At 39.5% G+C, this 13,857-nt stretch carries 13 protein-coding genes and 1 tRNA gene; 10 read left to right on the top strand and 4 right to left on the bottom strand.

Annotated features, from left to right (window positions below; genetic code table 11):
- The first annotated feature begins 159 nt into the window (after positions 1–159).
- Positions 160–2,982: a 2-oxoglutarate dehydrogenase E1 component gene (locus IL355_RS00140; RefSeq protein ID WP_192460198.1), complete on the top strand. Its 2,823-nt coding sequence runs from the start codon at positions 160–162 to the stop codon at positions 2,980–2,982.
- A 52-nt stretch (positions 2,983–3,034) separates the two neighbouring features.
- Positions 3,035–4,309, top strand: a complete 1,275-nt coding sequence (gene odhB, locus IL355_RS00135) for a 2-oxoglutarate dehydrogenase complex dihydrolipoyllysine-residue succinyltransferase (protein ID WP_192460197.1) — start codon at positions 3,035–3,037, stop codon at positions 4,307–4,309.
- A 58-nt stretch (positions 4,310–4,367) separates the two neighbouring features.
- Here the strand turns inward: odhB and IL355_RS00130 are convergent, their stop codons facing one another.
- Positions 4,368–4,805, bottom strand: coding sequence for a retropepsin-like aspartic protease family protein (locus tag IL355_RS00130; RefSeq protein WP_192460196.1), 438 nt, complete (start codon positions 4,803–4,805; stop codon positions 4,368–4,370).
- A gap of 126 nt (positions 4,806–4,931) precedes the next feature.
- Here IL355_RS00130 and IL355_RS00125 point away from each other — a divergent pair, with 126 nt between their 5' ends.
- The 8 genes from IL355_RS00125 (at position 4,932) to IL355_RS00090 (ending at position 10,283) form a co-directional block, all read left to right on the top strand.
- Complete coding sequence (locus IL355_RS00125; RefSeq protein ID WP_192460195.1) at positions 4,932–5,699, top strand: TatD family hydrolase; 768 nt, start codon at positions 4,932–4,934, stop codon at positions 5,697–5,699.
- A 13-nt stretch (positions 5,700–5,712) separates the two neighbouring features.
- Positions 5,713–6,735, top strand: a complete 1,023-nt coding sequence (locus IL355_RS00120) for an asparaginase (protein WP_192460194.1) — start codon at positions 5,713–5,715, stop codon at positions 6,733–6,735.
- Between the two features lie 111 nt (positions 6,736–6,846).
- Positions 6,847–6,934, top strand: a tRNA-Ser gene (locus IL355_RS00115).
- Between the two features lie 243 nt (positions 6,935–7,177).
- Entirely contained in the window at positions 7,178–7,924 is a 747-nt protein-coding gene (locus IL355_RS00110; protein ID WP_187456130.1) for a MotA/TolQ/ExbB proton channel family protein, read from the top strand.
- Between the two features lie 27 nt (positions 7,925–7,951).
- Positions 7,952–8,392 carry a hypothetical protein gene (locus IL355_RS00105; RefSeq protein ID WP_192460193.1) on the top strand — a complete coding sequence of 147 codons (441 nt, stop codon included), beginning with the start codon at positions 7,952–7,954 and terminating at the stop codon, positions 8,390–8,392.
- Between the two features lie 14 nt (positions 8,393–8,406).
- Positions 8,407–9,012, top strand: coding sequence for an ExbD/TolR family protein (locus tag IL355_RS00100; protein ID WP_187456128.1), 606 nt, complete (start codon positions 8,407–8,409; stop codon positions 9,010–9,012).
- A gap of 22 nt (positions 9,013–9,034) precedes the next feature.
- A complete protein-coding gene (locus IL355_RS00095; RefSeq protein ID WP_187456127.1) occupies positions 9,035–9,517 on the top strand; it encodes an ExbD/TolR family protein in 483 nt (160 codons plus the stop codon).
- Between the two features lie 76 nt (positions 9,518–9,593).
- On the top strand, positions 9,594–10,283 hold the full coding sequence (locus tag IL355_RS00090) for a porin family protein (protein ID WP_192460192.1): 690 nt from the start codon (positions 9,594–9,596) through the stop codon (positions 10,281–10,283).
- A gap of 6 nt (positions 10,284–10,289) precedes the next feature.
- Here the strand turns inward: IL355_RS00090 and IL355_RS00085 are convergent, their stop codons facing one another.
- Genes IL355_RS00085 through asnS form a run of 3 tightly spaced genes read right to left on the bottom strand, consistent with a single transcriptional unit; the run spans position 10,290 to position 13,828 of the window.
- Positions 10,290–10,895, bottom strand: a complete 606-nt coding sequence (locus IL355_RS00085) for a hypothetical protein (RefSeq protein ID WP_192460191.1) — start codon at positions 10,893–10,895, stop codon at positions 10,290–10,292.
- Positions 10,895–12,352: an RNA polymerase factor sigma-54 gene (gene rpoN, locus IL355_RS00080; protein ID WP_192460190.1), complete on the bottom strand. Its 1,458-nt coding sequence runs from the start codon at positions 12,350–12,352 to the stop codon at positions 10,895–10,897. Before rpoN ends, IL355_RS00085 begins: the two co-directional genes overlap by 1 nt.
- Positions 12,353–12,394: 42 nt before the next feature.
- Positions 12,395–13,828, bottom strand: a complete 1,434-nt coding sequence (gene asnS / locus IL355_RS00075; protein WP_192460189.1) for an asparagine--tRNA ligase — start codon at positions 13,826–13,828, stop codon at positions 12,395–12,397.
- Positions 13,829–13,857: the final 29 nt, after the last annotated feature.

Raw genomic sequence — 13,857 nt, 5'->3', positions numbered from 1 at the left:
ATGGTTTTTTAAATGTACAGTGCTGATATAAGGTCTTTAGATTCATTTCAATTTGGTAAAATGGGTTCTTCAAGAATGTACCGGCACAAGCATAGCAAAAAGCACCTATCTATATTCGAGGGCAAGTTCTAATTTTATTTGCACGACAGATAACCTTATATGGATAAGTATTCCTTTCTAAACGCCGCACATACTGCTTTTTTTGCGGATTTATATGACAAGTACCTTAAAGCCCCTGATAGTTTAGAGCCCAGTTGGAGGGCCTTTTTTCAGGGATTTGATTTTGGCTCGGAAATGGCCTTGGATGAATTGGATCTGGAAACAATAGGTTCTGGTTCCCTTTCTCAAAACGGACAAGATGTAGAAGTGCCAAGTTCGCTACAAAAAGAATTTCAGGTCATAAGATTGATTGATGGCTATAGAAGTCGCGGACACCTTTTTACCAAAACCAATCCCGTAAGGGAAAGAAGAAAATACGAGCCAACTTTGGAGATTAAGAACTTTGGTCTTTCCCAAGGTGATATGTCAACCGTATTCAATGCGGGTGAAATTATAGGTATAGGGGCAAGTTCTCTGGCTCAAATTATCGATCATTTACAACGAATTTATTGTGATGCCATTGGGGTAGAGTATATGTATATACGTAATCCGGAGCGAATTGAGTGGATTCAGCAATGGCTTAATGTAAATGATAACCACCCAAAATTTGATGTAGACCACAAAAAAAGGATACTTAGAAAGTTGAACCAAGCGGTTTCTTTTGAAGGTTTCTTACATACCAAATACGTTGGCCAAAAAAGATTTTCCTTAGAAGGGAACGAATCGCTTATACCTGCCTTGGATGCTGTTGTTGAGCGTGCTGCGGAACTAGGTGTTGAGCAATTTGTAATGGGTATGGCCCATAGAGGTAGGCTAAATGTGCTTACCAATATTTTTGGCAAGGCAGCCAAGGATATTTTTAGTGAGTTTGATGGCAAGGACTATGAGCAAGAGATTTTTGATGGCGATGTAAAATACCATTTAGGTTGGACATCCGATCGCAAAACCGATAATGGTAAGCGAATTAAAATGAACATTGCGCCCAATCCGTCGCACTTAGAAACTGTAGGGGCTGTTGTAGAAGGTATCGCCAGAGCTAAACAGGATACGCATTTTCCGGAAGATTTTTCAAAAGTGTTGCCCATAGTGGTACATGGAGATGCTGCCATAGCCGGACAAGGGTTGGTATATGAAGTAGTGCAGATGGCTACTCTAGATGGTTATAAGACCAATGGAACCATTCATATTGTGGTAAATAACCAAATTGGTTTTACTACCAATTATTTGGATGCGCGTAGTTCTACCTACTGCACGGATGTTGGTAAAGTTACCTTAAGCCCGGTATTGCATGTAAATGCAGATGATGCTGAGGCGGTAGTCCACGCATCTTTGTTCGCACTGGAATATAGAATGCGTTTTAATAGGGATGTATTCCTTGATCTTTTAGGATATAGAAAATATGGTCACAATGAGGGTGATGAACCCCGTTTTACGCAGCCTAAGTTATACAAGGCCATTGCCAAGCAAAAAAATCCTAGGGATATCTATGCCGAAAAATTGATTCAGGAAGGAATCATTGATCAGGATTATGTGAAGCATCTAGAGGATGAGTACAAAGCTTCTTTGGAAGAAGAATTGGAAGATTCCCGTAAAGAAGATAAAACAAAAATCACTCCTTTTATGGCGGACGAATGGAAAGGTTTTTCCAATGTTCGTGAGTGGGAGATGATGGATAAGGTAGATACAAGCTTTGAAGAAAACAAGCTAACTGAAATCGCGAAGGTGATTACAGAACTGCCAAAAGATAAAAAGTTCTTGAGAAAAGTGGAAAAACTTATCAGGGACCGAAAGAAAATGTATTTTGAGAAAGATTCCCTTGATTGGGCCATGGGTGAGCTTTTGGCTTACGGTACGCTGCTCTCAGAGGGATATGGTGTGCGCATGTCCGGTCAAGATGTGGAGCGCGGTACATTTTCGCATAGGCATGCCGTAATGAAGGTGGAGGAGAGTGAGGAAGAAGTTTTGTTGTTAAATCACCTCTCTGAAGATCAAGGCACTTTTCAAATCTATAATTCCCTTCTTTCTGAATATGGTGTTGTTGGTTTTGATTATGGTTATGCCATGGCCAGTCCAAATACGTTGACCATTTGGGAGGCTCAGTTTGGAGACTTCAGTAATGGAGCTCAAATTATGATTGACCAATATATCTCTGCCGCAGAGGATAAATGGAAATTGCAGAACGGTTTGGTAATGCTTTTGCCACATGGCTATGAAGGTCAGGGTGCAGAGCATTCTTCGGCTCGTATGGAAAGGTACTTGCAATTATGTGCAAGGGACAATATGTATATAGCAGATGTGACCACTCCGGCACAAATGTTCCATATTTTAAGAAGGCAGATGAAGGTGAATTTTAGAAAACCATTGATCATCTTTACTCCTAAAAGTTTGTTGAGGCATCCAAAGGCGGTCTCATCTGTTTCTGAGCTTGCTAAAGGAGGCTTTAAGGAAGTGTTGGATGATTCCTTAGCAGATGTGAAGAAGGTGAAAAGCCTAGTCTTCTGTACGGGTAAATTTTACTATGATCTACTGGCTGCTAAGGAAGAGCATTCCAGGGAAGATGTGGCCTTGGTACGTGTAGAGCAATTGTTCCCTGTCCCGGCAGAGCAAATGAAAGAGATTATCTCTAAGTACAAAAACGCGGATGATATCGTATGGGCTCAAGAAGAACCTAGGAATATGGGGGCATGGAGTCATATGATGATGCATTTTCCAGAGTCGCAACAATTTAGGGTGGCCTCAAGAAGATTTTATGCCTCGCCTGCCGCTGGTAGTGCAGTTCGCTCCAAAATGAGGCATCAGCAAGTAATTGACTATGTTTTTGATAAGGAAAAGGATAATATGACAAAGCCAATTCCTAAACCTAAAGAAAATGCAAAAGCTTAGTTTTTATAGAATTTTGAATTTAACTATCATAACCTAGAAAAGATACAATAGCATGATATTAGAAATGAAAGTTCCATCTCCGGGCGAATCGATTACCGAAGTGGAGATTGCGGAATGGTTGGTTGAAGATGGAGATTACGTGGAGAAAGACCAAGCCATTGCCGAAGTGGATTCCGATAAGGCAACCCTTGAACTACCCGCAGAACAAAGTGGGATTATTACTTTAAAGGCCGAAGTTGGTGATGCCGTTGCTGTAGGCGAAGTAGTTTGTTTAATTGATACGGATGCCGCCAAACCGGAAGGCGCTAGTGCTGGTGCGGATTCAACCGCTGGAAGTGGGGATGAGGGAGCTGGTACCAAAGCAGAAAAGGATTTGGCCAAAGATCAGGAAAAGGCTCCATCCAATAATGATGCAAAAGCTTCTCAGCCTGCTCAGGCCAAAGAGACCTACGCTTCAGGTGTGGCGTCTCCTGCCGCCAAGAAAATATTGAACGAGAAAGGAATTGATGCTGCTTCTGTAAAAGGGACCGGTAAGGATGGTAGAATTACCAAGGATGATGCCGTAAAGGCGGTTCCTTCCATGGGTTCTCCTTCTGGGGCAAGTAGGGGCGAGACTAGGTCCAAACTGTCCATGTTAAGACGTAAAGTGGCAGAAAGGTTGGTTTCGGTTAAAAATGAAACGGCCATGCTTACCACTTTTAACGAAGTGGATATGTCCCCAATTTTTGACCTTCGGTCTAAATACAAAGAGGATTTTAAATCAAAGCATGGCGTAGGTTTAGGTTTTATGTCCTTTTTTACCTTGGCCGTAGTTAGGGCGTTGAAACAATATCCAGCGGTTAACTCCATGATAGATGGTAAGGAGATGATATCCTATGATTTTTGTGATATTAGTATTGCTGTATCCGGGCCAAAGGGATTGATGGTTCCTGTTATCAGAAATGCAGAAAATTTAAGCTTTAGAGGTGTAGAGTCTGAGGTTAAACGGTTGGCAATCCGTGCTAGGGAAGGTGAAATTACGGTTGATGAAATGACTGGAGGTACATTTACCATAACTAATGGAGGTGTTTTTGGTTCCATGTTGTCCACTCCAATTATCAATCCTCCCCAAAGTGCTATTTTAGGAATGCACAACATTGTAGAAAGACCTATTGTTCGTGATGGGGCCATTGCTATTGCTCCAATCATGTACGTAGCACTATCCTATGACCATCGAATTATTGATGGAAAGGAGTCTGTTGGCTTTTTAGTGGCTATCAAAGAAGCTTTGGAAAATCCTGTGGAATTGCTCATGGACGGAAATGAACAAAGAGCATTGGAGTTGTAATACTCAAATTTAATTATAAGAAAGCCCTGGAGTAGATACTCCGGGGTTTTTTATTGGGTTACATTTTAAGGTAAACGCATGATTTGTCGTAGTCTATGATAGCCTTTACTTTTTTTAGAACATCAGCGCCAATAATCCCATCTACGGGATGTACGTTATGTGCCACTAGTGCCTCGTTTACATGGACAAGGTCAAAAAGGACTATTTTGACTTTTTTCTTTTTCCATTCGCCTATTTCAATTTTGTTTTTTACTGAAATAAGGGTTTCAAGGTTGGTGCCTCCTGCACCGGCGGCCTTAATTTCAGATGCTTCGGAGGTTAGTTTGAATTGTTCAACCTTATCAAAACCAATACAGGTGTTAGAAGCTCCGGTGTCTAAAATAAACCTTCCGGTAATTCCATTAATTTTAGCTTTTATCTCAAAATGGTCCGTAGCCGTTACCTTTAAATCTATTTTGCAGTAGCCTTTCTTTTGGAGGAATTTCTTTAATGACATTCGTAAGGTCTTAAGTCAAACATTTTTAAAGGCAGTAAAGGTACGGTAAGCTAAAGTTCTTCATTTCAAATAACTGTTAAAAGGTAATGATTTCAAAATGCTAAAAGATAGACTTACTTTTGCCGCATGATTTTAACGGATACACACACACATTTATATAGCGAGGCATTTGATGAGGATAGGAGTCAAGTGGTACAACGCGCTATTAATGCAGGGGTTCAACGGTTTTTTATCCCGGCAATTGATTCTACGTATACGGAAAGCATGCTACAATTGGAGGCAGAGTTTCCGGAACATATGTTTTTGATGACCGGTTTGCATCCCACACATGTGAAGGAGAATTACAGAGAGGAGTTGGCCCATGTGGAAGAGCTGTTGGGTAAAAGAAAGTTTTACGCGGTAGGTGAAATAGGAGTGGATTTATATTGGGATAAATCTCTGCTTACGGAACAACAGGAGGCCTTTGCTTATCAAATTAGATTGGCTAAAAAGTATCAATTACCCATTGTGATACATTGTAGGGATGCGTTCGATGAGGTTTTTGAGGTGTTGGAGAATGAAAAGGGGGACGGACTTTTCGGAATTTTCCATTGCTTTACCGGTGACTTAAAGCAAGCGCAAAGCGCCATTTCCTACAATATGAAATTAGGAATTGGTGGAGTGGTTACATTTAAGAATGGTAAAATAGATAAGTTCCTTAATGAAATACCACTTTCAGAAGTTGTTCTGGAGACTGATGCTCCCTATTTGGCACCCACTCCTTTTAGGGGTAAAAGAAACGAAAGCGTATACTTGGTGAATATTGGGGAAAAACTTTCGGAAATCTATCAAAAATCAAAGGAAGAAGTGGCAAGAATAACCACTGAAAACTCAAAAGCTATTTTCGGAATTTAAAAGTAAGAGGTAAGTGGATAAGGTGAACATACTTATTATATACACCGGTGGTACCATTGGTATGGTTAAGGACTATAAATCCGGAGCTTTAAAAGCGTTTGACTTTAGTGAACTACTAAAGAGGATACCTGAGCTTAAGCAGTTGGATTGTAAAATTGATGCAATTTCATTTGAAACCCCAATTGATTCCTCCAATATGAACGCTGGCCATTGGGAAAAGATAGCTTCACTCATAGAGGGAAATTATCAAACTCATGATGGTTTTGTTATCTTACATGGAAGTGACACCATGAGCTACACTTCATCTGCTTTGAGTTTTATGTTGGAGAATCTGGCAAAGCCTGTGATTTTTACCGGATCTCAATTGCCCATAGGTGATTTAAGAACCGATGCCAAGGAAAATTTAATAACTGCTGTACAAATAGCAGCTTTACAGGAAAAAGGAAAGCCTGTAATTCAAGAAGTGGGGCTGTACTTTGAATATAAATTGTACCGAGCGAACCGAACTACCAAAATAAATGCCGAACATTTTCAGGCCTTTGCCTCACTAAACTATCCGCCATTGATTGAGTCTGGTGTGCATCTCAAGGTGTTTGATAACCATTTGGTTAAGGATGAAAGAAAAAAGTTGAAAGTACATAAAAGGATGGATGCCAATGTGGCCATTCTTAAGTTGTTTCCAAATATGTCTCCAACTGTGTTGGAGAGTGTATTAAAAATATGCGGGTTAAAGGGCTTGGTGCTGGAAACGTATGGGTCTGGAAATGCCCCTACAGAAAAATGGTTGGTAAGCTGTTTGCAACGAGCTTCTGAAGATGGTATTCACATTGTAAACGTGACCCAATGCTCAGGAGGGTCTGTTGTGATGGGGAGGTATGAGACCAGTAAGCATTTGGAAGAAGTGGGAGTCATTAACGGAAAAGACATCACCACGGAAGCGGCAATTACTAAATTAATGTACCTTTTAGGTGATAATATATCCCCTAAACTCTTCAAAACAGTATTTGAAACTTCTTTGAGGGGAGAAATGCAATAAAAAACAGTTTATAATTTCATCAACTAATATTTTTTTTGTTATTTGGCAGCCCTAATAAGGTAAGCCTATCTAGTCCTGATTTAATGATGAAGAAAGGGGCAGATATGATTTAGAGAGGTGGCCGAGTGGTCGAAGGCGCACGCCTGGAAAGTGTGTATACACCAAAAGTGTATCGAGGGTTCGAATCCCTTCCTCTCTGCAAGTACAAAAAACATTTTCCGTAAAGAAGTAAGTAAGGAAAATAAGTGTAAGTTTGGTTTCTATGTGAAAAATAGAAGCTATTTTATGTGGTTAAATTGTAGGGGGTTTGTAAGTTCAATTAATGTTCATCCCTTGTAAAGTCTACATTTTTAGCTTCTTGCACACGTGGAAGTTTTACTTTTTTTGTTACGATTTTTTTTTATCTTTAACCCTATTAAATAACTAATCTAAGTTTGAAAAAATGAAAAAATTATCCTCTATCCTAGCCATGGGCGGGTTGTTTGTATTGAGCACAAATACTGTAAATGCAATGGCTACTGCCGCAACTATGTTGCAAGATGCTCCCGCTGAAGCTGAAAAAGGTTTTACCCAGGTATTAAAAGAAATGTTTATCCAGGGTGGTGCCGGTTTCATGGGTATTGTACTTCTATGTTTGATTTTGGGCTTGGCCGTAGCTATCGAAAGAATCATCTATTTGAATATGGCTACTACTAACACTACTAAATTGAAGCAACAAGTAGAAGATGCTTTGGCTTCCGGTGGTGTTGAAGCTGCAAAAGAAGTTTGTAGAAACACAAAAGGACCTGTTGCTTCCATCTATTACCAAGGATTGGATAGAGCTGGAGAGAGCATTGAGTCTGCTGAAAAGGCTGTTGTTGCCTACGGTGGAGTTCAGATGGGTCAATTGGAAAAAAATGTTTCTTGGTTGTCCCTGTTCATCGCTATTGCTCCAATGCTTGGGTTCATGGGTACGGTAATCGGTATGATTCAGGCCTTCCAGAAAATTAGTGCTGTTGGTAACTTGAGTGCATCGCTTATTGCAGGTGATATTCAGGTGGCGTTATTAACAACGGTATTTGGTCTTATTACCGCTATTATCCTTCAGATTTTCTATAACTATATCATTGCTAAGATTGATAGCATTGTTAACGATATGGAAGATTCATCTATCGTATTGATAGATTTGTTGGTAGACCACAAGAAGTAATTCGCACACCTTTAAAACCTAAAAATTATGCATAAGATTATAAAAATTGCGCTCATTGCAGTTGGTTTGATAGGTGCCGTGCTTTGGTTCTTGTTGCCAGAGTCTGAAATGCCTGCAGCCGAAGCTGCTAGTAGTGGCGCACTAAATACCATGTTCATCATTACCTACATCTTATTAGCTGTAGCGGTATTCTTTAGCCTTATATTTTCTATTAAGAACTTATTTGCTAATCCGGCAAGCTTAAAGAAAAGTTTGTTTGTAATCGTTGGTTTTCTGTTAGTAGTAGGAATTGGTTATGTAATGGCCGATGGTACTGATGTTAGCCTTCAAGAAATGGCCGATAGAGGCGTAGCTACCACAGAAAGTGAAGTGAAGCAAATTGGTGCTGGTATCAATGTATTCTTTATATTGACTATCATCGCTGTTGGCTCTATGATCTGGGGTGGTATTAGAAAGATGACTAAATAATTAAAATTTAAACTATGCCAAAAAGAGGAGCACCAGCAGAGGTAAATGCGGGATCTATGGCAGACATCGCGTTCTTGTTACTTATTTTCTTCTTGGTGACAACAACGATTGAGACAGATGCCGGTTTGGACCGTATGTTACCGCCGATAGAACCACCCGAGAATGATGTTGTTATTAAGCAGAAAAATATCTTTGAGGTCAATATCAATAAAAATGGTCAGCTGTTAGTAGAGGATCAGCTTACCGAAATAAAGAACCTTAGGGAAAGGGCTATTGCCTTTTTGGATAATGGTGGTGATGGTACTTGTACTTATTGTAAGGGTGCCAAAAATACAGAGTCATCAGATAACCCAACTAAAGCGATTATTTCTCTTAAAAACGACAGGGAAACGAAGTATAGTACTTACATCACTGTTCAAAATGAGTTGGTAGGTGCCTATAATGACCTTAGAAATAGGGAAGCGCAGCGACTTTTTAATCGGAATTTTACCGATATGGAAGCTGAATATTTGAACCCTGAGACAGAGTCAAGCGTCAAGGATGAATTGAAGGATAAAGTGAAGAGAATTCAGGATTTATTCCCTCAGAAGTTGTCTGAAGCAGAGACGAGTACTAATTAAATAACAGTTAAACCAGAATACTATGTCAAAGTTTGCAAAGAAAAAAGATGAAGGTTTACCAGCAGTGAATACTGCTGCGTTACCGGACATTGTTTTCATGCTGTTATTTTTCTTTATGACGGTGACCGTTATGAAGGATAGTTCGCTTAAGGTGGAGAATACTTTGCCAAATGCCAGTGAAATTAAGAAGTTAGAAAAGAAAGATAGGGTAATCTACATTTACGTAGGGGCTCCTACTAGTCAATATTCTTCTCAATTTGGTTCAGAGCCAAAGATTCAGTTAAATGATAAGTTTGCAGATCCATCTGCGGTTGGAGATTACATTTTGCAGGAAAGAGCTAAAAAAGCTCAGGAATTACAGAATGTGTTAACTACAGCCTTAAAAGTTGATAAAAATGCCAATATGGGACTTATCTCCGATATTAAGCAAGAATTAAGAAAAGTAAATGCCCTCAAAGTGAATTATACCACTTATGATGGAGATGCTTTTAATAACTTGCAGTAGCGTTTAACAGCATATTTAATACAAGAAACGCCCTGAGCTTAAAAGTTCAGGGCGTTTTTGTTTTATTTTTGTTTCTATGCAAAAATGTGTACTCTCGTTTCTTTTATTGGTTTGCTTTTTTGGGTATGCCCAAATCCAAACTGATACTTTATTAGTTGATAATAGGTATTTAGAAGATCAATTTTATTTAGGTCTTACCTATAACTTTTTACTGGAAAAGCCAGATGCTGTAAGCCAAAGTAATCTTTCTTATGGTCTCCAAGGTGGTCTTATAAAAGACATTCCACTTAACGAAGAAAGAAATATAGCTATGGGGCTGGGAGTGGGTTATGGCTATTATACCTATTACTCCAACTTAAGGGCTTTGGAAAATAATGGTTCCTTCGTTTATGATATCATAGAGGATAAAGATGATTTTAAGCGAAGTAAAGTTGAAACCCATATGTTGGAGCTTCCGGTTGAGTTTCGCTGGCGTAATTCCAATGCATTGTCACACAAGTTTTGGAGGGTATATGCAGGAATGAAATTTGGTTATGTGGTTGGTGGTAGGTCAAAATACGTGCCATCTGAGGGGGCAAAAATCTCTTTTTATAATGAAGATATTAAAAGATTCCAATACGGTCCTACCCTCAATTTTGGCTACAACACTTTCAATCTACATGCTTATTATGCCCTTAGTAATCTTTTTAATGATAGTGTGGTGTTGAACGGTAATGACCTAAAGGTTCATTCTCTTCGTATAGGGCTTATTTTCTATATTCTTTAAGTAGTGTTATAACCAATACTGAATCGTTAGTAGTTGGGATAGGATGCCTATAATTAATCCTACAACAAGCTCCGGTTTTGAATGTGCTTTTAGGTAAATACGTGATGTTGCTACAAGGCCTACAGCGATGGTCAATAGACTTAGGCCAAGTGTAATATTTATTTCAAAATGTATACTTAGGCAAACCAAGAACATGTAAATGCTTCCCATTCCCATAAGGTGAATGCTCGCTTTTAATTTAAAAAATAGTAGAAGCAGGGTGGTCATTGTTGCCGCTATTAAGCCAATAAAGAAGAAATGTAACTCTACGATAAAGTAACTTCCAATGACCTTATAAACCACTAGAAATAGAATTAAAAGGTTGATGTATAGGGGGTATTTCCTTTCCTTTAAATTAGGTACAAATACGGTAGATACCACGCCTAAATTCCTTAAAATAAAATACGCTATGATTGGAATAATAACCGTTAGGATAAAAATGGGCAGTAGGTTACCGTACTTTAGTTCTGGGGGTGTGAATTTAGGGGTTAGGATAAAGTAGGCAACCGTGCCCCCAATTGGAGTGAATAGGGGGTGGAAGATATAGGATATAACTAAGAGAAATATTCTCATTAAATCTGTTTGCGCAACCTCGCTACAGGAATATCCAGTTGCTCTCTATATTTGGCAACGGTGCGCCTGGCAATAGGATATCCTTTTTCTTTTAATATAGCGGCTAACTTATCGTCGGTAAGTGGTTTTTTCTTGGATTCTTCCCCTATGACCGTTTCCAATATTTTTTTTATCTCCCTAGTAGAAACATCCTCGCCTTGATCATTTTTCATGGACTCTGAAAAGAACTCCTTAATCAATTTGGTGCCATAAGGTGTATCTACATATTTACTATTGGCCACACGAGATACCGTAGAAACATCCATATCTATTTCATCTGCAATATCCTTTAGGATCATCGGTCTCAAGTTACGCTCGTCTCCTGTAAGGAAATATTCGCGTTGATATTGCATGATGGCGTTCATGGTTACGAAAAGTGTCTGCTGTCTTTGTCTTATGGCATCTATAAACCATTTGGCGGCATCTAACTTTTGTTTGATGAACAGGATGGTGTCTTTTTGTGATTTTGATTTCTCCTTGGTTTCCTTATATCCCTTGAGCATATTACTATACTCCTTGGAAACGTGCAATTCCGGAGCGTTTCTACCATTTAAGGAAAGTTCTAGTTCTCCTTCCACAATTCTTATGGAGAAATCCGGAACAACATGTTCTACCATGCGGTTATTGCCTGAATAGGAACCCCCAGGTTTCGGATTTAGCTTTTCTATTTCTGAAATAGCATCACGAAGCTGTTCTTCAGTAATATTGTGCTTCTGAATAAGTTTTTTGTAATGCTTCTTCGTAAACTGATCAAAGGATTTTTCCAAAATGGCTATGGCCAATTCTACAGGTGGTGTAGCCTCTTTTCGTTTTAGTTGTATCGTAAGACATTCTTCTAGAGAACGGGCAGCTACACCCGGAGGATCAAGTTTCTGAACTATCCTTAGTACCTTTTCAATGGTCTCTTCGTCTGTGTATATATTTTGGGTAAAGGCTAAATCGTCCAAAATATCGGATAAAGGTCTTCTTATATAACCGCTTTCATCCACACTTCCCACTAAAAACTCCGCAATGCTCCATTCGTCATCGCTTAAGTAAACGGTATTCAATTGATTGATCAAATACTGGTTAAAGGAAACACCTGCCGCATAAGGCACGCTCTTTTCCTCGTCATCAGAACTGTAATTATTGGCTTTGGTTCTGTAGTCAGGAATTTCATCATCACTCAGATAATCATCAATGTTGATATCCTCTGTATTGATAGTTTCATTGTCATTTTCAGTTTCGTAGGGGTCTGAAAATTCGTCATCAAAGGTGTCCAATTCTTCTTTTCCGCCTTCCAAAGCAGGGTTTTCTTCCAATTCCTGCTTCAACCGTTGTTCAAAAGCCTGTGTAGGCAATTGAATCAGCTTCATCAGTTGTATCTGCTGAGGCGATAGTTTTTGCGATAATTTGAATTGTAGATGTTGCTTTAGCATCGAAAAATTAAATTGAACCTATATAAAGTTAACCAATTCCCGTTAAAATTCGGCATTCTGCGGTGTCCTAGGAAACGGAATAACGTCTCTTATGTTGCCCATTCCAGTGGCGAAAAGTACCAATCTTTCAAAACCTAGTCCAAAACCACTATGGGTGGCGGTTCCAAACTTACGTAGGTCTAAATACCACCAAAGTTCTTCTTCAGGGATGTCCAGTGCTGCCATTTTTTCCTTAAGTACATCCAATCTTTCTTCACGCTGAGAGCCGCCCACGATTTCTCCAATTCCCGGAAAGAGAATGTCCATGGCCCTCACGGTTTTACCGTCCTCGTTGAGGCGCATGTAAAATGCCTTTATCTTAGCAGGATAGTCAAAAAGAATTACGGGACATTTAAAATGCTTTTCTACCAAGTATCTTTCATGCTCACTTTGCAGATCGGCACCCCACTCATCAATGATATACTGAAATTTTTTCTTTTTATTGGGCTTTGAGTTTCTTAAAATGTCTATTGCTTCGGTGTAGCTCACTCTTTTAAAGCCATTTTCAGTTACGAATTTTAGCTTTTCCAAAAGTGCCATTTCACTTCTTTCAGCTTGCGGCTTGGTTTTTTCTTCGTCCAATAACCTCTTTTCCAAGAACTCTAGATCTTCGGCACAATGCTCCAAAACATACTTTAGAACACTCTTGATGAAATCTTCTGCCAGGTCCATATTGGCGTCCAAATCATAGAAGGCCATCTCCGGTTCGATCATCCAAAACTCCGCTAAATGCCTAGAGGTATTGGAGTTTTCCGCTCTAAATGTAGGTCCAAAGGTGTATACCTTTCCCAACGCCATGGCATAGGCCTCTGCTTCCAATTGTCCGGAAACAGTAAGATTGGTTTCCTTCCCAAAGAAATCTTCCTTGTAATCTACGGTTCCTTCTTCGGTAAGTTTTGGGTTTTTATCATCCAAGGTGGTCACCCTAAACATTTCGCCGGCTCCTTCTGCATCGGAACCGGTAATAATAGGAGCGTGGAAATAATAGAAACCATTTTCTCTAAAATACTGGTGAATGGCAAATGACAAGGCAGAGCGCACACGCATTACGGCGGAAAAAGTATTGGTTCTAACACGCAGGTGCGCTTTCTCTCGCAAAAACTCCAAGGAATGTTTTTTAGGTTGAATTGGGTAAACCTCTGGATCAGCCCCTCCATGTACCAAAATTTCCTTTACTTGAATTTCTACACTTTGACCCCTACCTTGGCTTTCGGCCAAGGTTCCGGTAACCTTTATGGCTGCTCCGGTGTTGATTTGCTTCAATATATCCTGGTCAAAATTTTCAAAGTCTACTACGCATTGAATATTGGAAAGGGTAGAACCGTCATTCAAAGCAATAAACCTGTTGCTTCTAAAAGTTTTAACCCAACCGTTTACGGTAACTTCTTGCAATAAAAGTTCTCCTTTTAATAAATCCTTTACGCTCTTCGTGTTCATGTCTTGCTCACTTGAAAATTGAAGGGCAA

The sequence above is a fragment of the Euzebyella saccharophila genome (genome assembly GCF_014855495.1).
Classification (GTDB): Bacteria; Bacteroidota; Bacteroidia; order Flavobacteriales; family Flavobacteriaceae; genus Euzebyella; species Euzebyella saccharophila.
The sequence above is the reverse complement of the archived record's forward strand: the minus strand, read 5'-3'. Positions and strand labels throughout refer to the sequence as shown.

Coding starts and splice junctions, on each gene's coding strand:
- IL355_RS00090 (WP_192460192.1), top strand. CDS start 9,594: ATGCAAAAATGTGTACTCTCGTTTCTTTTATTGGTTTGCTTTTTTGGG.
- IL355_RS00085 (WP_192460191.1), bottom strand. CDS start 10,895: ATGAGAATATTTCTCTTAGTTATATCCTATATCTTCCACCCCCTATTC.
- IL355_RS00110 (WP_187456130.1), top strand. CDS start 7,178: ATGAAAAAATTATCCTCTATCCTAGCCATGGGCGGGTTGTTTGTATTG.
- IL355_RS00095 (WP_187456127.1), top strand. CDS start 9,035: ATGTCAAAGTTTGCAAAGAAAAAAGATGAAGGTTTACCAGCAGTGAAT.
- asnS (WP_192460189.1), bottom strand. CDS start 13,828: ATGAACACGAAGAGCGTAAAGGATTTATTAAAAGGAGAACTTTTATTG.
- odhB (WP_192460197.1), top strand. CDS start 3,035: ATGATATTAGAAATGAAAGTTCCATCTCCGGGCGAATCGATTACCGAA.
- IL355_RS00100 (WP_187456128.1), top strand. CDS start 8,407: ATGCCAAAAAGAGGAGCACCAGCAGAGGTAAATGCGGGATCTATGGCA.
- IL355_RS00105 (WP_192460193.1), top strand. CDS start 7,952: ATGCATAAGATTATAAAAATTGCGCTCATTGCAGTTGGTTTGATAGGT.
- IL355_RS00130 (WP_192460196.1), bottom strand. CDS start 4,805: ATGTCATTAAAGAAATTCCTCCAAAAGAAAGGCTACTGCAAAATAGAT.
- IL355_RS00125 (WP_192460195.1), top strand. CDS start 4,932: ATGATTTTAACGGATACACACACACATTTATATAGCGAGGCATTTGAT.
- rpoN (WP_192460190.1), bottom strand. CDS start 12,352: ATGCTAAAGCAACATCTACAATTCAAATTATCGCAAAAACTATCGCCT.
- IL355_RS00140 (WP_192460198.1), top strand. CDS start 160: ATGGATAAGTATTCCTTTCTAAACGCCGCACATACTGCTTTTTTTGCG.